The organism is Halobacillus sp. Marseille-P3879, from assembly GCF_900240285.1.
GTDB lineage: Bacteria > Bacillota > Bacilli > Bacillales > Halobacillaceae > Halobacillus_A.
Genome location: NZ_OESS01000001.1, coordinates 885,155 through 902,819, shown reverse-complemented (window position 1 = coordinate 902,819; position 17,665 = coordinate 885,155). Strand labels below are relative to the sequence as shown.

Below are 17,665 nucleotides of genomic sequence, written 5' to 3'. Positions count from 1 at the left end.
GCTTCAGCCTCCATTCCCATACGCACGACTATATGGCGGATCGTTCGAGCGGAGAAGCTCGTTGAAATAATCTTTGGCCGTTTGTAAACAACGACGGGCAAACTCTTCATATCCTAATTCTTGCACACGCTTAGCATGTGGCATTTCAATAGAATAAGGGATTTCCGGAATGCGATCTACTATACTCTTTACATCAATTCCCCCTTCTCCTAAATACAGACGTTCTTCCCGAAGGATTCTCGTCATTTCTTCTTTAGAGTTAAGAGGTTTGGTCGACGCGTCACATAAATGAAGATATCGAAACCAATCCTGCGGGACAGCATCTAAATCTTCTACTTTATCTCCTGAGCGATAGAAATGATTGATATCGATCATTAAGCCGGCGTTTTCCTGGTTTGCCTGCCTAAGAACGTCGATCGCCCCCGATAGATTATCCACACTTGCGATAGGAACAAATTCTAATTCCACTGTCAGTCCAAATGGTTTCGCTAACTCACATATTTCAGCAAATTGCTCGATCGCATAGTTACGATCATCCGTCCAGATACTACTGAGGATATGACTTCCGCCCAGCTCTGCAGCTACCTCCATCGCAGGTACATAACTTTTGGGGTCGACTCCGTCATATACGCGGGCCAATTCAATATCTAGTAATTGAATCCCGGTATCTAAAAGAGCTGATTTGGTTTCCCGGAACATTTGTTTATTTGTGGCTAATTCATAATTAGGTTCGTCAGGAAGCCCCATATAAATTGGACGCAAGCTTACGTAATCATAGCCCGCCCGAGAAGCTATATACGTCAGCTCGGGCGGTGAACAGCCGAGGGCGGTTAGATGAGCCAGGGAGAACTTCTTGGTCATTTCAATTCCTCCTTATAACTGATCCGAATAAATGACTCATGGCTAATGATCCTTCACTAAATCTAAAAGCTGTCGGGCTCTCACTTGTTCGTCTTCGGTTGTTTCTTTAATTTGGCTCACTTGCTCTTTTAAGTGTTCATCTGACTCCTGCTCCATGGCCAGCCTGATTAATCTTCTTCGTTCTGTTTCTAATAAGTTCTCTTGTTGAATAGCAAAAATGTCATTAAGCGCATCGTATCCAAACGAACTAAACATTTCATTCAGGTGAGCTAGACGCATGGCCGACTCCTCCTTTCTTCTCTAATTGACACTCGCGTGATGAACTTTTTTATCAGGGGAATAAATGTCCATAATGTTCCAATGTCCATCCGTAGGAACAGGGTTATTAATCATCGGTGCATCTATAACAAAAGGCTTATTGGCTTTAATCGCCTGCTGTAAAGCAGGTTTAAATTCATCCGCTGACTTGATTTTCACCCCATCGACTCCGTATGCTTTTGCAATGCTTGCATAATCAGGACTGTATGATTCTCCATTTCTTTCAAACACCGTTCCGTGAGTGGTATCGAAATGAGCTTTTTCAAGTCCGGCGATTGTTCCGTAAGCGGAATTATTCATAACCACCCATATAACAGGGATATTTTCTTCAACAGCGGTGGCTAATAAGGCTGGGTTCTGGCCAAATCCTCCATCTCCGACAAGGGAGACCACAACTTTCTCAGGGGAGGCGATTTTAGCTCCCATAGCAGCCGGGGCACCGAAGCCCATAGTGGCATATCCACCCGGGGTGAAAATGGTTCCCGCTTCATAGACAGGAAATTGCTGACCGACTCCATTTTTGTTCCAGCCTACATCTGTTGTAATATAAGCGTCTCTTGGGAGTACCTCACGTACATCGGCTAAAATTCGTTGAGGCATCATAGGAAAGCTGTTATCTTCTTTTAGCTCTCGATTGCTTTCATTAAAGGCTAGTCTATTATTCGCAATTTCCTTCCTGATTTGCTCATTATTTAATCCTTCAGGAATCATTTCTTTGGCAATGCGATTTAAGACAGTAAGCGCTTGCTTCAAATCCGCTACGACTCCTAATTCAACTGGATAGTTCCTGCCTATTTCATTCGGGTCGATATCGATTTGAATTAGTTTAGTATCCGGAATGTTAAAGGTATATTCTGATTCCCATGAACTGCTGTCCGCTTCTGCAAACCGGGTGCCCATGGCGAATATATAGTCGGCTTCTTTACATTTATCATTAATAAACTTAGTTCCCCAGAATCCAGTCATGCCAAGCGTTAGATCGATCTCATCAGAGACAGCACCTTTGCCCATTAAGGAATGAGCGACAGGTATATCCAGATGGTTGACTAGTTCTCTTAACTCTTCAGCTGCATCAGCCAGCATGATTCCTCCTCCGACGTAAAACAGCGGGTTTTTTGCATCAATAAGGGTCTGGATAATTTCTTTTGCCTTTTTATCATCAATGGAAGGCTTGGAGATGGCTTTCGTGTGGTGCTTGTTTTTTTCGAATAAGGCTTCATCAATCTTCTTAGAGAAGATATCCATCGGAACGGACACCAGGACTGGGCCGGGGTTGCCGGTTTCCGCAAGCTGAAAGGCTTTTTCGATAATTTCTGGAAAAAGATCCGGACGGTCTACCCGCCAGGATCGTTTGACGAATGGGCGATAGATTTCATACTGCGAAGCGTCGGCATGTAAATTTACTTCCTGGTGTGGATGTTTACCGTAGTAATGACTTGGCACATCACCTGCAATCACCACCATCGGAATCGAATCTAATGCTGCATTCGCTACTCCTGTCGCGGCATTGGTTAATCCTGGCCCTAAGTGACTCAGAACTACAGATGTCTGTTTTTTTGCTCTTGCGTAACCATCGGCCATGTGTGCTGCGATCTGTTCGTGTCTTACATTAACGAAATTCACTGAACTCTTCTCAAGTTCGGACAGTACAGCAATATTGGTATGGCCGCATAATCCAAAGACGTGCTCGACTCCTCGATCTTCAAGGTAATTAACCAGCAAATTCGAAACTAACTTCTCCATGTGTCACCCTCCTGAAAGTTTAGGATTACTTTTCCGTGTTCACCTGACGCCGCATATTGATAAGCCTTTTTATATTCCTTCAAAGGAAGTATTTCTGAAATCACAGGTTGTACACTAAACTCCTCTTCCTGTAAGTATTCAATACTTGTTAAAAAGTCCTCCGGAAAGTTATAAATGATCGATCCAAACAGCGTTAATTCTTTACGTACCATTCGAATGACTGGTATTTCAGCTTTCGAAGCCATCCCCACTACTACCATGGCCCCTCCTGGCTTTAAGATATCAACACCTTGCTCAAACGATTGCTTTGCACCTGCAGCTTCAATCACAACATCAATTGTTCCATCGTTTATTTCTTCCGGGTAACAGGTCGTTATCCCACTGTAATGATGTTTGGCTTTCTCTAATTTCTCTCCATTAATATCCACGGCGGTTATATTGGCGCCTAAATAATAAGCAAGAGCGATGGCCAGCATCCCTTCGGCCCCGCAGCCGATAATGGCAAGTGTAGTGTCTGGAGTGATCGTCACTTTTTTAAATCCGTGAACAATGACGGCAAGGGGTTCGATTAACACTGCTTTTTCATTGGATACGTCTTCTGGAATCGGTAAGATGTATTTCGAGGAAATGACAAACTCCTGCACAAATCCTCCGTTCTCATTCACCCCTAAAGATTTCTTTTCAGGACAAATATTGGTGCGGCCCTCTTTGCAGTAGTCACACTCTCCGCAAAATGAATTCGGCTGTATAACGACCCGCTGTCCGATTTCTTCTTTGACGTGCTGCCCCTTCTGCACAATCTCACCGACTAATTCATGCCCAGGTAAAACAGGATAGCTGGCATGCTCGATCATTCCTTTGTAAACATTGACGTCTGATCCGCAAATTCCTCCGTAAATTAACTTGATTTTCACTTCATCATTTTGAAGCGTTGGTATAGACTCGAATTCTTTTAATTCTAGATCACTCGGATTTTTCAAATATAATCCCATCATGTTTATCACCCCAATCCTTTTCTGCTGATCCCTTGTATGGCAGATTCTTATTTAGGTAGTTTAAGTACGATCAATTTGGGTTCGGTCATTTCCTGGATGGCATAGCGAGGACCCTCTCTTCCAATCCCGCTTTGTTTCACTCCTCCATATGGCCAATGATCTAATCGAAAATTCGAAGTGCCGTTGATCACGACACCGCCTGCTTCCAGTTCATCAGCTACTTGATAAGCCAGGTCAATTTGGTTGGTGAATATTCCTGTTTGCAGGCCAAACGAAGAGTCATTGGCTTCTGCCACAGCTTCTTCTAAGTTGTCGTAGGGAATGACACTGACGACAGGACCGAAAACCTCCTGACAAACGACTTTACTTTGCTTAGGCGGGTTAATTAGAACAGTCGGTTCAACAGAAGCTCCTTTTTTCTCTCCTCCGGTTACTACTTCAGCTCCTAAACGAACAGCTTCGTTAACCCATTCCATCACTCGGTCCGCAGCGTTTTCATCAACAAGCGTGCCAACATCCGTATTCGGAAGTAACGGATCACCCGTTTTCAGATTTGAAACCTCTTGTTTTAAAAGAGGAACAAAATCGTCGACGATCGATTTGTGAACATAAATTCGTTGAACAGAGATGCAGCTTTGACCTGAGTTACTGTATCCTGTTTTCGCACATTGAGTGGCTGCATCGGCTATGTTTGCATCTTCATGAACGATGGTTGCTGCATTGCCGCCTAATTCCAATAGCACTTTCTTAATCCCGGCTGTTTCACAAATATTTTTACTAGCGACCGTGCCTCCCGTAAACGAAATCACATTCACTCGATCATCGCGAACGATTTGCTGACCTGTTTCTACACCGCCAAGTACCATATGAATGGCTTGTTTAGGAAAGCCGGCTTCTAATAATAGTTTAATAAATTCAGCTGCCACCAAAGTCGTTTGCGGGGCAGGCTTTAAGATGGTGACGTTCCCTCCTGCAAATGCAGGACCTACTTTGTGACAAACTAGATTTAACGGGGCATTAAATGGCGTAATGGCGGCTACTACACCCGCAGGTACGCGGTGAGTGGAGGCCACAGTGTTTACTCCTCTTTCTGAAGCATCTCCTGGCAAAGTTTCTCCATGAAGCCGTTTTGCTTCTTCCGCAGATAATTCCATTGTTTCAATAGATCGATCTACTTCACCTAAAGTGTTCTTCAAAGGCTTGCCTAATTCACTGGAAATAATCTCAGCAAATTTCTGTTTATTTTCTTCTAATAACTCCGATGCCTTTTTCAAAATTTGAGCTCTCTTAAACGTAGGAATGTTTCTGATTTCCTTTTTACTTGTATAAGCTTGGTTGAGTGCCTGCTCTACATCTTCTGCTGTAGCTAAATATTGTTCTCCAATGACTTCTTGAGTAAAAGGGCTTCTTATCTCAAGTTTTTCTCTGTCGGCTGAGATCCATTCTCCTCCGATAAAGGGTTGTGATTTATGCATTGCTATCACCTCTTTGAATTTTATTAGATCGATCTAATAAAAGCTTAAAAAAAGAGAGTATTCATTGAAACCGCCAAAATTAGATCGATCTAATGTAACCGTTATCATCATCCTACGATAAACATTTAAAAAAATCAATAGCTAACTTTCGGTGATTCTTTATTAAGATAGAATAGATGCGTAGCGATAAGGTTAATAGTTTAAGTGAAGCACATACTATAAAAGAGCCAGTCCACCAATCACAAGGGAATCTAGACTTACATAGAATCATTTAGGGAGTTAAACCATTAGGAGGCATAGTCAGGTGGAAAAAAGTTTTAACGACAGCTACCAGGAGCTCATCGAAATGAATAAGAAGCACACAGAGGCCATCAAAGAACATAACCAGAAGTTAATTGGAAAGATCGAAAAAAATTCGCGCGAAGCCAAAGAAATATTAAAAAAGTTCAGGCCTGAGACCTGAACTTATGGTTTAGCATATACATTCCGTTGTTTCTTATATTCTTCTAATTCTTTTATATAGTCTCTGTTCCGTGAACGATTGACATTGTTAATCAATTTATAATTGTCTTCCGCAAGTTGATGTGTAGATCGAGATAGTTCTTCAAGCTGTTTTTCATCTAAGGGAGATAAGTTAATCGTATTTAAATGCTTAAGATTATGAACGCTTAACTCATTGCTGCTTACAACGCGAGCTGCTTTGCTCGTAGTAGAACGGATGAGTTTAATGCTTCCCAGGGACTGGTCAGTGATCTTAGCATTTCTTACATATTTAGCTCTCTTGATCATTATCATCCTCTCCGTTACCAGCTAAATCGTTGAGCATCCCGATCAAAACGATGAAGTTACTCATTAACGTAACGACGGTTCTTATGTTCATCTTACCAAGTTCCGAATAAGGGTTCAACTTGTCGTTGTCTCTCTCGTTCAAAGGAAGTGTCACGACGTATTTCTCGGTCGATGTAGGTTCCAGGTACCACGTTATATGTCTCTCCCGTTCAACTACATATTCTTTTGGTTTCTTATTTAGTACGTTCGTTAAATGGTGATCCGTATTTAATGGCACCCTTTTCTCAAAAATGTAATCGACGGCATCTTTTTCCTGCAAAGATAGATGATCTTCCTCTACTTTATATATGGCAAAATCCACCCCAAAATGCAGGTCCTTATAATCTAATCGTCCCTGAGCTAAGAAATCAAATATTCTTAAAGTGTTCAAAGAAATTTTGCTTCGGTATTCATGCATTTCCATGGATTCCGTAGTGATAACAAGAGACTTAGAGAGTTCTTCAATTTCTTCATCTTTTTCTTTAAGAGTGTTGATAAAAAATTCCCGCTCCACGATGTCATTGTCTCCCATAACTGCATTAAAGTCATCCAACAACTCTTTAAACGAGAATAACTGATCATAAAAGTAATCATAGTGACGAATAAAATCATCTTTTCTATATTTACGGTAAGCATCTAAGTTAAATTTCTCATCCGACGCATTGGTAGAAAGGAGTATTGCTTTCCGGTCATAATACCAAACGAGAATGAGTACAAATAAAATCCAGCTCAATAATTTATATTCTAAAGATAAGCTGTCAAAACCAAAGGTACCCCAGATTAAAGCAATTCCGCCAAAACCGCTAGTGATAAGCGGCCACAAGTTATTGTGAAAATCCATCAGCAAGGACCCAATCACTTTTATGTGCTGGGAAAAGGAATAGGTCCCTTTTGAAGTGGTTCGAGCTGTTCGGAGCTTCTCATAAAAATCATCGTAGCTTTTTGATAAATCTTCCAATTGGGCTTCAATATCTCGTTTGTTTTGTTTTGCAGACATGGAACCCCCTCGTTTCTTTGCAGATTAGTGACAATGGTAAAAAGAATATCCACTATAAATTTACTTAAAATTCCATTAAGTCATAACCATGAACTCTTAAAGCGAACACTTAAGAAAAACTATGCATGGGAATTGTACAAATACCACCAAATATAATATAATCGTTGCAATCTTTATAATTTTATGAACGGCAGAAAAGGTGATGTGCATGGTAAAACTGGAGCAGGAAATCCCTCTGCGTGAGAAAAGTATTGTATTCATTGGATTCATGGGAGTAGGGAAAACCACGGTCGGGAAATTGGTGGCCCAGAAGCTTCACAGGAGCTTTATCGATATAGATAAAGAAATTGAAGAAAAGCATCAAAAACCGATTCCGGAAATTTTTAAAGCCATTGGGGAAAAGGCCTTTCGTGAAGAAGAGAAAGATATGGTTATGACTACTTGTCAGCAAAAATTGAAAGTTATTTCTCTTGGAGGAGGAGCTTTTCTGCAAGAGGAAATACGTAATGCGTGTCTTTCGAATTGTATTGTTTTCTATTTAGATATTTCCTGGGATTCCTGGAAAGAGAGGCTCAGTATTTTAGTAGACAGCCGGCCCGTGCTGCAGGGAAAAACAGTGGAGGAAATCGAAGCGTTGTTTTATGAAAGAAAAAACACGTATTCTGATCATAATTCTATACTCGTTACCGATGACTTTAATGAAGAAGAGGCGGCTGATTATATTACAGATTCCTTAAAAATGGCATGGAGTCTGTATGACTGAATTCAAAAGAGGTTTTAAGCAATAATGGCAAAAAACGACTGCAACAGTGGAGCAGCTCTATTGCAGCCAGGGAACATAAGGGTTCCAGGTACCTAAAAGCTGACAAAGAGCGAAGTGCCAGGTGTGTATTTCGGTACCTGGTACCCCGCGCGCGATTTAACATAAATAATCCGAACTGATTTCATAGAATCGTTCGGATTATTTTATGCTTTATTCAGTTTTGTCTCAGCCTTTTAATGTTCATTAAGTTGACGCTCTTATGACAAGGTCTGGCGGCAGGATAATGCGCTGGTTTTCTTCTTCCCCTTTGTTTTGGATACGGTGATGCAGTAAATCTGCAGCTTTACTTCCGATTTCTTTAGCGTGGGAAGAAATCGTAGTCAGGGGCGGATAAGATAAAGTGGCTGATGCTTCCACATTGTCAAATCCGACCACTGCTATATCTTTTCCAGGTTCATACCCTGCATTGCGCAAAGCTTCTATCGCTCCAAAGGCAACCAGGTCATTGAAACAGAAGACTGCACTAGGTGGATCAGGCTCTGCCATCACACGCTCGATCGCCTCCACACCGCCTACTCTTTCAGCGGAGCTCTCTACGATCAGGGACTCAATTACTTCTATCCCCGCTTCCTTGTGGGCCTGCTCAAATCCTTTTTTCCGGTTTTTCCAGGCGGAAGATTCGGAGTTCCCTCCGACAAAAGCAATACGCTTATGTCCTTTATCAATAAGGTGCCGGGCGGCCATCTTGGCCCCTTCAAGATAATTGATCCCTACGTAATCACAAGGCAGTCCTTCTATTTCTCTAACAGCTGTTACGATAGATAAATTCCAGTTTTTCAATTTCTCCATATTGATCGATGAGCTGTCAGACACCGGACATAAAATAATTCCTCCGACCCGATGCTCCATCATGGTTGAGATTAGTTTCTTCTGCTTATCCTCTGAATCGAACGTGGTACCAAGAATAACCGTATATCCTTCTTCTTCAAGTCTGCTATGGACACCCACTAGAAGTTCGGCAAAAAATGGGTTGGCAATATCTGTGATAATTAAGCCTACTGTCGTAGAACTCTGTCCTCTTAAGTTCGCCGCTACACGATCGTAAACATACCCTAATTCCTCCATAGAGGCTAATACTTTATCCCGAGTCGAATCTTTAATGTTTGGACTGTTGCGTACGATAAGGGATGCGGTCGCTCGAGACACTCCAGCGTGTTCTGCAACCTGGCTTAAAGTCACGCGAGCCTTTTTTTTGCTCAAATTGTTCACCTCAAACAAACGAATTAGATTAAATCCTTCAATTATTACTAAGTATATTGGCATTGGTTTATACTGTCAATTTACGAGAGAATCATGGATTCAATTTTAAAATTCGTCGCTTTTTACTCTAAAAACATGAGAGAAAACTGCGGGATGAATATGATAAGCATCAATGTAAAAATCATGACGATAAAGAATGGAATCACAGCCTTCGAAAGAGATTCAATAGATAATCCTGAGATGCCTGAGCCGACAAATAAATTAACTCCCAGCGGAGGCGTGATAAACCCAATTGCAAGATTAGCCACCATAATCACACCAAAGTGAACAGGATCATATCCAATGTCTGCCACAATAGGAAGCAGGATAGGAGTTAGAATAATAATGGCTGCAAGTGTGTCCATAAAACAGCCGACAATTAGCAGAAGCAAACTGATCAGCATAACGATGACAATCGGATTCTCCGAAATGGACAGCAGATAATTGGCGACTTGAGAAGGAATTTGTTCAATGGTCAGGATTCGTCCAAATACAGTAGCTGCCCCAATAATGATCAACACGGTAGCCGTGGTCAAAGCGGAATCAGCAAATATTTGGGGGAGGTCTGTTAGTTTAAGTTCCTTATATAAGAAAAATCCTACTACCAATGCATAGATGACGGCAACTGCCGCTGCTTCAGTGGGGGTAAATATTCCTCCATAAATTCCCCCTATGATAATAATCGGTATCAGCAGTGCCCATTTAGCCTCACCTAAGGATTTCAGAAAGCGCTGAGGCGTGAACTTTTCACCTGTACCTTTATAGCCCATCTTTTTCGAGTAGAAATAGGCATAAACCATTAACCCAACAGCTACTAAACTGCCAGGCAAAATACCTGCGATGAACAACTCGCCGACAGATGCGCTTCCGACAATTCCATAGATCACCATTGGAATACTTGGCGGGATAAGAACGCCGATCGAGCCGGCCGCAACGACCAGACCAGTGGCAAACCTTTTGTCATACCCCATTTTTACCATGGGTGGGATCATAATTCCCCCGATCGCGGCCACAGTGGCTGGGCCCGACCCGGATATGGCTGCAAAGAACATACACGTGACAATGGTAGCCATCGCAAAACCACCTGTTCTGTGGCCTACCAGTGTATTAGCTAAGTTAAACAGGCGGTTAGAGATCCCTCCCTTACCCATAATTTCAGCAGCTAGGATGAAGAAAGGAACGGCCATGATCGGGAAGGAATCCACAGCCGTAATTAACGTTTGAGTGATATATTCAACAGGCAGCGCATTACTATAAAGCAGTACAAGCAGAGAAGCTACCCCAAGTGCAATCCCGATGGGAACACTTATGAGTAACAAAGCCGCTAAACCGCCAAACAAAAGTGTAGCTGTCATGATCTTCCTCCTCCTGTCATTTCTTGTTCATGGACGAGCACATGGGTTCTCGTATTAAGATTGTCCACTTTTTCTTCATCCTGACCTTCTTTCCCTTTTAAAGAAGCATACTGGTTAATGATCTGTTGAATAATTCGAACAGCCGTAATCCCCATGCCTACTGGTGTTGCCAGGTAAACAAGCCCCATAGGAAGATGCAAACCCGGAGACGTCTGGCCCCACTCCAGAATTTTGTAGGCAATCTCTAATCCATAAAAGACTACGAACACAGCAAAGATTAGGAAAATGACATTTGAAATCATAGTTAGAATCACTTTGCCTCTTTCCTTAAGCAATAACAGCAGCACATCCACTTTTATATGTCTCTGTTTTTTAACTCCATAACTAATCCCTATATACACCAGCCAAATGAAACAATATCTTCCTAACTCTTCCGACCACCCTAAGGACTCCCCAAATAATCTCATGAAAATTTGTAAAGTGATAGAAGTAACCATAATCACTGAAAAGAACACGAGAAGCGATTCTTCAAAGTGTCTGTCTAACCATTTGATGGCTTTCATCCGTTCATCTCCTTTTATTCGAACTCCCTGATCGATGTCTCCCTAGTTTTCTAACTCTTCCAATGGAAATCCATTCGCATCCTCAAAAACCTGGTTTAATAAATCCTCTCCGACAATGGATTTGTATTTTTCATAAACAGGTCTAACAGCCTCTACCATTTCCTGTCTTTCTTCCTTAGATAATTCCGTAACCGTCATTCCTTCTTCCTCTATTAAGTCATAGCCTTCTTCACTTTCTTCTTGGTTGAGTTCTCGCTGATAGTCTCTAGATTCAATCGCAGCCTCTGACATAACATCCTTTTGATCTTCCGTCAGAGAATCCCAAAACGGCTTACTAACCATGAAGGCGCTTGCATTATAAACGTGATTTGTTTTCGTTAAATACTCCTGAACTTCATAGAAGTTAGCTGTCGTCACATTACCAACAGGATTCTCCTGTCCGTCTACCGTTCCTTGTTCAAGCGCTAAATATAATTCCGTATAACTAATAGGAGTGGGGTTTGCGCCTAGTTGATTCCATATGGACATATGAAGTTCATTTTCAAGCGTTCGTATATCTAACCTTTGAATATCCTCCAGATTACTGATTTCTTTCTTGTTATTCGTAAGCTGCCTAAACCCGTTCTCCATGTAAGCCAATCCTTTTAAATTTTGTTCATCTAAATCGTCCAACAGCTGATCGCCGACAGGTCCATCCAGAACATCGTAAGCGCTTTCTCGATCAGGAAATAAAAAAGGCAGATCGAAAATCTGATATCGTTCAGCAAATTGAGCGATAGGGCCGGTAGACATCGTTGTCCCTTGAATGGTGTTAAGCTGTAACCCTTCCAGCACTTCTCTGTCCCCGCCTAGTACTCCATTAGCGTAGACTTCTACATTAATTTCTCCATTTGTCTTCTCTTCCACGATTTCCTGAAACTTATAGAGTCCTTTTGTTAAAGACCGGTCTTCTGAAGTTACTACAGCCAGTCTCATCGTTTTCGTTTCTTTACCAGCGGCTTGTAAGGTATTAAGATAATAGCCAGCACCCCAGATCGCAACAACGACCAATAATCCAATGAGCGTTATTTTCTTCATGAAATCCACTCCTCTTTAGTAGATCGATCTAATAAGAGGGCATCTTAATTAGATCGATCTAATTGATTGGAACATTTACTACATTTTAAATGAGCTCATTCTATTAATCAATGTGTTTTCAGAAAATTCTTTGAATCCTTCTATTAAAATAAAGTAACACGTTATTTATTTAAAACTTTCTCCTGACTTTCAGGCTTACTAGAAAGCAGTGAACAAGGTCCGGCTTGTAACATATAGCTTCCCCCATCATGCCCGATCACTTGTTTTGTATAGTCGGCGGTGTGAATTAAGGACTGAAGGTCAATCCCTGTCTCGATCCCCATTTCATGTAAGTAGTGAACAAGATCTTCTGAAGCTACATTCCCTGAGGCACCTGGAGCATACGGACAGCCTCCCAGCCCAGCGATGGAACTATCAAAATGGATCACTCCTTGCTGCAGGGCGCTAAAAGTATTCGCAAGCGCCATCCCCCGTGTATTATGAAAATGCATCGAAAAAGTAATCGCGGGGAATTCCTGCTTGAGTACTCCTAACGTGTCGTACACTTGTTTAGGGTTAGCCATGCCTGTCGTATCAGCAAGTGATATCTCAGTTATTCCCATAGTTTCATACCTTGTTATGATCGGAATCAGTTGTTCAACGTGTACTTTTCCTTCATAAGGACAGCCGAAAGCGACAGATAAGGAGCCTCCCACCTTTACATCCTGTTTATGGGCGGTCTCAATAATCGGTTCCAGCTTATTTTGAGCATCTACGACTTTGGCATTGGCATTAGACAGACTATGGGAATCGGTAGCTGAAAGCATCAGTTTTAATTTCTTAATTCCTGAATCAATTGCTCTTTGAGCCCCTTTTTCATTAGGAACGAGCGCACGAAATTTCAGACCTTCTAAGTCCTGGACCTGGTGTACAACTTTCTCCGCGTCCTTTAACTGGGGTATCGCCTGGGGATGGACAAAAGACGTAACTTCCATGGATTGAACCCCTGTTTTCGCAAGCTCCCGAATGATGTTCACTTTAGCTTCTGTCGGAATCCATTCTCTTTCAGCCTGGAAGCCATCACGAGGTGCTACTTCACACACAACCGCTTTCGAAGGCAATACTAGATTCTGAGCATTCATCATTAGATAATCCCCTTTTCTTGTAATTGAGTGACCTCTTCTTTAGACAGCCCTAAGGTTTCACTATAGATTTCCTCATTGTGCTCTCCAAGATCAGGAGCACGGTGGCGAATAGCGCCTGGAGTTTTTGAAAATTTAGGCACTATGCCCGGCACTTTTACTTTTCCTAAACGAGGATGCTCCACTTCAACGATATTTTCACGAGCTTTATAATGAGGGTCCTCGAAGATATCTTCAATAGTGTAAATCGGGCTTACCGGCACCCCGTAAGAGTCGAGCAGCTCGGATAATTCTTTCTGGGTATGCTTTCTAATCCAGTTGGATACAATCTCCTGGACTTCATCATCATGCTTCAACCGTTCAGAATTGGTATAATACCGCTCATCCTCTAACATATCCATTCGATCCATCGCCTCAGCCAATCGGTTGAAAGTTGAATCGGTACTTGTGACGAGAACGACAAACTTGCCGTCTTTGGTTGCGTACGTACCTGCGGGGCTTGAATGTCCTGAGAGTCCAGGACTGCGATCCCGTACTTTTCCGTTCTGGTCGTATTCCGCTACTAGGAACTCAAGCATACGGAAAATCGATTCATAAAGCCCCATCTCTACGATCTGCCCTTCTCCCTCTTCATTTACATCACGATTATATAAAGCGCTTACTGTAGCTAATGCAACATAGACTCCGGTTATATAATCCAATAAAGAATACGACGGACTGACAGGGGGACGGTCCGGGTAGCCCTGGATGGAGGTGTGTCCGCTGAATGCTGTCCCAGGCGTTCCAAAACCTGCTTTTTCTCTGTAAGGTCCGGTCTGTCCATAGCCTGAAACTCTCGACATGATCAAATCAGGATTCACCTTTTTTAATTCTTCATAGCTCAGTCCCCATTTCTCCATTGTTCCAGGGCGGAAATTTTCTACTAATACGTCGTGTTGTGCAATTAGCTTTTTAAAGAGCTTTTTGCCTTCCTCTGTGCGGATATCTAAGGTGATCGATTTCTTGTTACGTGCCAGCCCTGGCCATCTTAAGCCTTCTTCTCCTTTCCACGGACCTACTGTTCTTAACGTGTCTCCTTTACCGGGTAACTCGATTTTTGTTACATCTGCTCCAAAGTCAGCTAAGAGGGTAGCTCCAAACGGGGCAGCAATCATTGTTGATATATCTAAGATTTTCACTCCAGTTAATGGACCAAATTTAGGTGTAGTCATGGTTATCCTCCTTTGATTAGATCGATCTAATTTTGAATAAAAAAATAATGTAAGCTTTGCACCACCGCCAGCATGACTGGCAGCGGTGTCTCCTACAAAGCAGCTCTATGAATCGCCTTTATATTTCTTCGTAAGCTCGATGACGTCTTTTAATTCCTTTAAAGGGATTTGCCCGGGAGCCGAGCTTTTTTCTCCTACTGCAAAAGTGATACTCGAGCCAAAAACCCAGCCGAACATTCTCGTTATGATCCCTAAACCACCCATAGAAATAGTAATTAAAGGGATATTCATCGAACTGCTGGCTTTCTCTGTGACCATGAGCAATTGTAGAACATCACTGTTGCTTTGAGGCATTACAGCGAGCTTAGCATAATCCGCTTTATAAAATTCAGCCTGATGAAGGGCTTTTAATAAAACAGAATCTTCGGGAGTGTGATTAAAATTGTGGTACGACAAAATCAACTTTGTCCCGTTCTGCTGTGTTGCTGATCTTAACTGCTGGATATACTGCTCAGAATTAGCTACCTCGTAATCAATGAATTCTATATAGGGATTTCGGCTGACTTCCTTTAGAATCTCTATTTTCTCATCCTCACGTAAAGAAAGCGGCTGCCCTCCCTCTTTCTCACTGCGAATCGTAAACAACAGAGGGATATCAGCTAAGAGATCAGCGGTCTGTTCAAGCACCGTTTCTACTTGTCCGATATTGTGGACCTCTTTAAAATAATCAGCACGCCATTCTATAATGTCAGGCTCCTGAGGAACTATCGCATGTACTTCATCGATAATTTCTTCTACGGTTTCACCTACTAACGGTGTACAGACATTTGGTTCCATTTCCTTCATCGTCTTCTCCCCCTTCTCAATTCCTGTAGCCTAATTTAGATGAGATCACTGAGGCCGACTCTTTGACCAACTGCTGATATTCAGCAATCTTATCCTGAGAGAACCTCATGGCAGGACCTGAAATGGAGAGACACGCCTTTACCTTTCCATTTATATCGAATATAGGAGCAGCAACAGCAGACGTACCCTCTCCCCGCTCATCAATACTGCAGCAAACTCTGTCCACCCTGATGGTTCTTAATTCTTCTTCAAGCTCAGGTTTATCGACAATTGTAAGCAGCTCATTGATAAATTTCTGCTCTTGAAAAGCTAACAACGCTTTCCCTCCTGCTCCAGCCCATAATGGAAGCTTTTGCCCGATTTTTACAGAGTGACGCACAGACCTGAGCCCCTCTGCCTGTTCCAGACAAACCCGATAGATATCATCGATACTATAAAGGTTCACCGTTTCCCTTGTATGATCTCTAACCTCATTCATGATCGGTTTCGCAATTAATCTGGTTTCTATTGATTTCCCCGCTAAGTATCCTAAATAATAAACTTTCATTCCAAGCTTATATTTCAGCGTTTGCTGATCTTTTTCTATGATGCTGTTTTGCTCTAATGTGCTTAGTAGTCTACTCGTAGTCGATTTAGCTAATCCTATCTCTGAAGCAATCTCGGTTAGACTAAGCTCAGATTGTTCTTCGCTAAAACAATTGAGAATATCAATCGCTCTTTGAACCGTTCGCAGACCTTGCTCACTTTTTGCATTCGTCATATCTTTACTCAACCTTCTTTTGTTCCATCTAACGGAATTTGGTTTTATTTAATGGAACTACCTTCATCTTAAACATAATTGTTTCATTATTCAACCCCTGAAGCTTTAGTTTTTAGAAAATTTCAATTATATAAAATGAGGTCTTCATTTTATATACTCATTAACCGTACAAAAAAGGAGACAGCCAGGCCATCTCCTTTTTTTCATTCATGAGGTCAACTCACTCATTTTTATATAAAACCTGTTCGCTTTATGGTAATCCTATCGTAGAGCACCGTTCCTAACTATCATGTTGTCCACTGTTTATTATTAACATTGAACTCCTTCAAGATATGCTCAGTATGCTCACCAATTTCAGGGATAGGGTTCATAACTGTATCAAAATCTTCAAATGTTACCGGAGGAATTAGTGCTTTTAATTTCCCAACAGGAGAGTCTACTTCTCCCCAACGTTTTCTATCTTTTAACTGGGGATGGTTTATAACATCCTGGACAGTATTCAAGTGTGCATTAGCAATTTTGGCTTCTTCTAAAATATCGATCACTTGCTCTGAATTTAGTTTCTCCAGTGCTTCATCAATGATTTCCTTTAACTCTTCACTATTTTCAACTCGCTTGGAGTTGTTATTAAAACGTTCATCATCTGCTAAATGGGGCTGTCTCAATATTTTTTCGGTGAATTGTTTCCATTCTCTTTCATTTTGTATCGCTAGAAAAACCATCTTTTTATCTTTTGCTTGGAAGGGACCATATGGATAAATGGCTGCATGCCTTGCTCCTGTTCTTTTCGGATCTCGTCCCCCGTATTCGGAGAAATACATAGGGTACCCCATCCATTCGCATAATGCTTCCAACATGGATACTTCCATAACGGTACCTTGGTTCGTTTTATATCTTGCAATAATCGCTGTCAATACTCCGGTATAAGCATACATCCCTGCAGCAATATCAGCTACAGATATTCCGCTTTTCGAAGGTTCTTCTTCAGTCCCTGTGATAGAAACGAGCCCTGCTTCACATTGGATCAGGAGGTCATACGCCTTCTTTTGGGTGTAAGATCCATTTGTACCGTAACCGGAAATACCACATATAATGAGCTGTGGGTATCTCTTTCTTAAATCTTCAGCTGCAAAACCAAGTCGATCGACGGCACCGGGGGCTAAGTTATGGAGAAACACATCGGCTTGCGATAAAATTTTATCTAAAGCTTCTTTTCCATTTTCTGATTTTAAATTTAATGTGATGGATTCCTTAGAACGATTTAACCACACAAAGTGGCTCGACATTCCTTTCACCGTCTGATCATATCCTCTAGCAAAGTCTCCTTCGTCCCTCTCGACTTTAATGACACGTGCCCCTAAATCGGCTAATTGCCTGGTGGCGAATGGGGCTGCTACTGCCTGCTCTAACGATACTACAGTAATTCCTTCTAACGGTAACATGTAAGTCCTCC

The 17,665-nt window shown here is 41.9% G+C and carries 18 protein-coding genes; 2 read left to right on the top strand and 16 right to left on the bottom strand.

From position 1 onward, the window contains the following. Window positions 1–3: 3 nt before the first annotated feature. The 5 genes from C1A12_RS04505 to C1A12_RS04485 are packed head-to-tail and all read right to left on the bottom strand — an operon-like array spanning window position 4 to window position 5,392. Window positions 4–861 carry a sugar phosphate isomerase/epimerase gene (locus tag C1A12_RS04505; RefSeq protein ID WP_101842640.1) on the bottom strand — a complete coding sequence of 286 codons (858 nt, stop codon included), beginning with the start codon at window positions 859–861 and terminating at the stop codon, window positions 4–6. A gap of 42 nt (window positions 862–903) precedes the next feature. Beyond that, window positions 904–1,140, bottom strand: a complete 237-nt coding sequence (locus tag C1A12_RS04500; RefSeq protein ID WP_101842639.1) for a hypothetical protein — start codon at window positions 1,138–1,140, stop codon at window positions 904–906. Window positions 1,141–1,161: 21 nt separating this feature from the next. Next, window positions 1,162–2,922: a thiamine pyrophosphate-binding protein gene (locus C1A12_RS04495; protein WP_101842638.1), complete on the bottom strand. Its 1,761-nt coding sequence runs from the start codon at window positions 2,920–2,922 to the stop codon at window positions 1,162–1,164. Further along, the gene (locus C1A12_RS04490; RefSeq protein WP_101842637.1) at window positions 2,910–3,917 is read right to left on the bottom strand and encodes a zinc-binding dehydrogenase; all 1,008 of its coding nucleotides are present in this window, start codon (window positions 3,915–3,917) and stop codon (window positions 2,910–2,912) included. Before C1A12_RS04490 ends, C1A12_RS04495 begins: the two co-directional genes overlap by 13 nt. A 47-nt stretch (window positions 3,918–3,964) precedes the next feature. Continuing rightward, window positions 3,965–5,392, bottom strand: coding sequence for an aldehyde dehydrogenase family protein (locus C1A12_RS04485; RefSeq protein ID WP_101842636.1), 1,428 nt, complete (start codon window positions 5,390–5,392; stop codon window positions 3,965–3,967). Window positions 5,393–5,696: 304 nt separating this feature from the next. Here C1A12_RS04485 and C1A12_RS21030 point away from each other — a divergent pair, with 304 nt between their 5' ends. After that, window positions 5,697–5,855, top strand: a complete 159-nt coding sequence (locus C1A12_RS21030; protein ID WP_159462137.1) for a hypothetical protein — start codon at window positions 5,697–5,699, stop codon at window positions 5,853–5,855. A 2-nt stretch (window positions 5,856–5,857) separates the two neighbouring features. On the opposite strand, the gene C1A12_RS04480 is transcribed toward C1A12_RS21030, so the two are convergent. After that, the gene (locus C1A12_RS04480; RefSeq protein ID WP_101842635.1) at window positions 5,858–6,181 is read right to left on the bottom strand and encodes a hypothetical protein; all 324 of its coding nucleotides are present in this window, start codon (window positions 6,179–6,181) and stop codon (window positions 5,858–5,860) included. Further along, window positions 6,165–7,217 carry a hypothetical protein gene (locus C1A12_RS04475; RefSeq protein ID WP_101842634.1) on the bottom strand — a complete coding sequence of 351 codons (1,053 nt, stop codon included), beginning with the start codon at window positions 7,215–7,217 and terminating at the stop codon, window positions 6,165–6,167. Before C1A12_RS04475 ends, C1A12_RS04480 begins: the two co-directional genes overlap by 17 nt. Window positions 7,218–7,425: 208 nt before the next feature. Here C1A12_RS04475 and C1A12_RS04470 point away from each other — a divergent pair, with 208 nt between their 5' ends. Beyond that, a complete protein-coding gene (locus C1A12_RS04470) occupies window positions 7,426–7,980 on the top strand; it encodes a shikimate kinase (protein ID WP_101842633.1) in 555 nt (184 codons plus the stop codon). A 243-nt stretch (window positions 7,981–8,223) separates the two neighbouring features. Here C1A12_RS04470 and C1A12_RS04465 read toward each other — a convergent pair whose 3' ends face one another. The 9 genes from C1A12_RS04465 to C1A12_RS04425 form a co-directional block, all read right to left on the bottom strand. Further along, on the bottom strand, window positions 8,224–9,240 hold the full coding sequence (locus tag C1A12_RS04465) for a LacI family DNA-binding transcriptional regulator (protein ID WP_235001535.1): 1,017 nt from the start codon (window positions 9,238–9,240) through the stop codon (window positions 8,224–8,226). A gap of 122 nt (window positions 9,241–9,362) precedes the next feature. Further along, window positions 9,363–10,634: a TRAP transporter large permease gene (locus C1A12_RS04460; RefSeq protein ID WP_101842631.1), complete on the bottom strand. Its 1,272-nt coding sequence runs from the start codon at window positions 10,632–10,634 to the stop codon at window positions 9,363–9,365. After that, the gene (locus tag C1A12_RS04455; RefSeq protein ID WP_101842630.1) at window positions 10,631–11,197 is read right to left on the bottom strand and encodes a TRAP transporter small permease; all 567 of its coding nucleotides are present in this window, start codon (window positions 11,195–11,197) and stop codon (window positions 10,631–10,633) included. The genes C1A12_RS04460 and C1A12_RS04455 overlap by 4 nt, the downstream gene beginning before the upstream one ends. A 42-nt stretch (window positions 11,198–11,239) precedes the next feature. Continuing rightward, window positions 11,240–12,274 carry a TRAP transporter substrate-binding protein gene (locus tag C1A12_RS04450; protein ID WP_101842629.1) on the bottom strand — a complete coding sequence of 345 codons (1,035 nt, stop codon included), beginning with the start codon at window positions 12,272–12,274 and terminating at the stop codon, window positions 11,240–11,242. 161 nt (window positions 12,275–12,435) lie between these two features. Then, window positions 12,436–13,398, bottom strand: coding sequence for a hydroxymethylglutaryl-CoA lyase (locus C1A12_RS04445; protein ID WP_101842628.1), 963 nt, complete (start codon window positions 13,396–13,398; stop codon window positions 12,436–12,438). Further along, entirely contained in the window at window positions 13,398–14,606 is a 1,209-nt protein-coding gene (locus C1A12_RS04440) for a CaiB/BaiF CoA-transferase family protein (RefSeq protein WP_101842627.1), read from the bottom strand. Before C1A12_RS04440 ends, C1A12_RS04445 begins: the two co-directional genes overlap by 1 nt. Before the next feature lie 105 nt (window positions 14,607–14,711). Continuing rightward, window positions 14,712–15,452, bottom strand: coding sequence for a type I 3-dehydroquinate dehydratase (gene aroD, locus C1A12_RS04435; RefSeq protein ID WP_101842626.1), 741 nt, complete (start codon window positions 15,450–15,452; stop codon window positions 14,712–14,714). 16 nt (window positions 15,453–15,468) lie between these two features. After that, window positions 15,469–16,212 carry an IclR family transcriptional regulator gene (locus C1A12_RS04430; protein ID WP_101842625.1) on the bottom strand — a complete coding sequence of 248 codons (744 nt, stop codon included), beginning with the start codon at window positions 16,210–16,212 and terminating at the stop codon, window positions 15,469–15,471. A 287-nt stretch (window positions 16,213–16,499) separates the two neighbouring features. Further along, window positions 16,500–17,654, bottom strand: a complete 1,155-nt coding sequence (locus C1A12_RS04425; protein WP_101842624.1) for a CaiB/BaiF CoA-transferase family protein — start codon at window positions 17,652–17,654, stop codon at window positions 16,500–16,502. Window positions 17,655–17,665 lie beyond the last annotated feature (11 nt).

Excerpts from the sequence above, each read along its gene's own strand:
- C1A12_RS04505 (WP_101842640.1), bottom strand. The coding sequence starts at position 861 with ATGACCAAGAAGTTCTCCCTGGCTCATCTAACCGCCCTCGGCTGTTCA.
- C1A12_RS04500 (WP_101842639.1), bottom strand. The coding sequence starts at position 1,140 with ATGCGTCTAGCTCACCTGAATGAAATGTTTAGTTCGTTTGGATACGAT.
- C1A12_RS04495 (WP_101842638.1), bottom strand. The coding sequence starts at position 2,922 with ATGGAGAAGTTAGTTTCGAATTTGCTGGTTAATTACCTTGAAGATCGA.
- C1A12_RS04490 (WP_101842637.1), bottom strand. The coding sequence starts at position 3,917 with ATGATGGGATTATATTTGAAAAATCCGAGTGATCTAGAATTAAAAGAA.
- C1A12_RS04485 (WP_101842636.1), bottom strand. The coding sequence starts at position 5,392 with ATGCATAAATCACAACCCTTTATCGGAGGAGAATGGATCTCAGCCGAC.
- C1A12_RS04480 (WP_101842635.1), bottom strand. The coding sequence starts at position 6,181 with ATGATCAAGAGAGCTAAATATGTAAGAAATGCTAAGATCACTGACCAG.
- C1A12_RS04475 (WP_101842634.1), bottom strand. The coding sequence starts at position 7,217 with ATGTCTGCAAAACAAAACAAACGAGATATTGAAGCCCAATTGGAAGAT.
- C1A12_RS04470 (WP_101842633.1), top strand. The coding sequence starts at position 7,426 with ATGGTAAAACTGGAGCAGGAAATCCCTCTGCGTGAGAAAAGTATTGTA.
- C1A12_RS04460 (WP_101842631.1), bottom strand. The coding sequence starts at position 10,634 with ATGACAGCTACACTTTTGTTTGGCGGTTTAGCGGCTTTGTTACTCATA.
- C1A12_RS04455 (WP_101842630.1), bottom strand. The coding sequence starts at position 11,197 with ATGAAAGCCATCAAATGGTTAGACAGACACTTTGAAGAATCGCTTCTC.
- C1A12_RS04450 (WP_101842629.1), bottom strand. The coding sequence starts at position 12,274 with ATGAAGAAAATAACGCTCATTGGATTATTGGTCGTTGTTGCGATCTGG.
- C1A12_RS04445 (WP_101842628.1), bottom strand. The coding sequence starts at position 13,398 with ATGATGAATGCTCAGAATCTAGTATTGCCTTCGAAAGCGGTTGTGTGT.
- C1A12_RS04440 (WP_101842627.1), bottom strand. The coding sequence starts at position 14,606 with ATGACTACACCTAAATTTGGTCCATTAACTGGAGTGAAAATCTTAGAT.
- aroD (WP_101842626.1), bottom strand. The coding sequence starts at position 15,452 with ATGAAGGAAATGGAACCAAATGTCTGTACACCGTTAGTAGGTGAAACC.
- C1A12_RS04430 (WP_101842625.1), bottom strand. The coding sequence starts at position 16,212 with ATGACGAATGCAAAAAGTGAGCAAGGTCTGCGAACGGTTCAAAGAGCG.
- C1A12_RS04425 (WP_101842624.1), bottom strand. The coding sequence starts at position 17,654 with ATGTTACCGTTAGAAGGAATTACTGTAGTATCGTTAGAGCAGGCAGTA.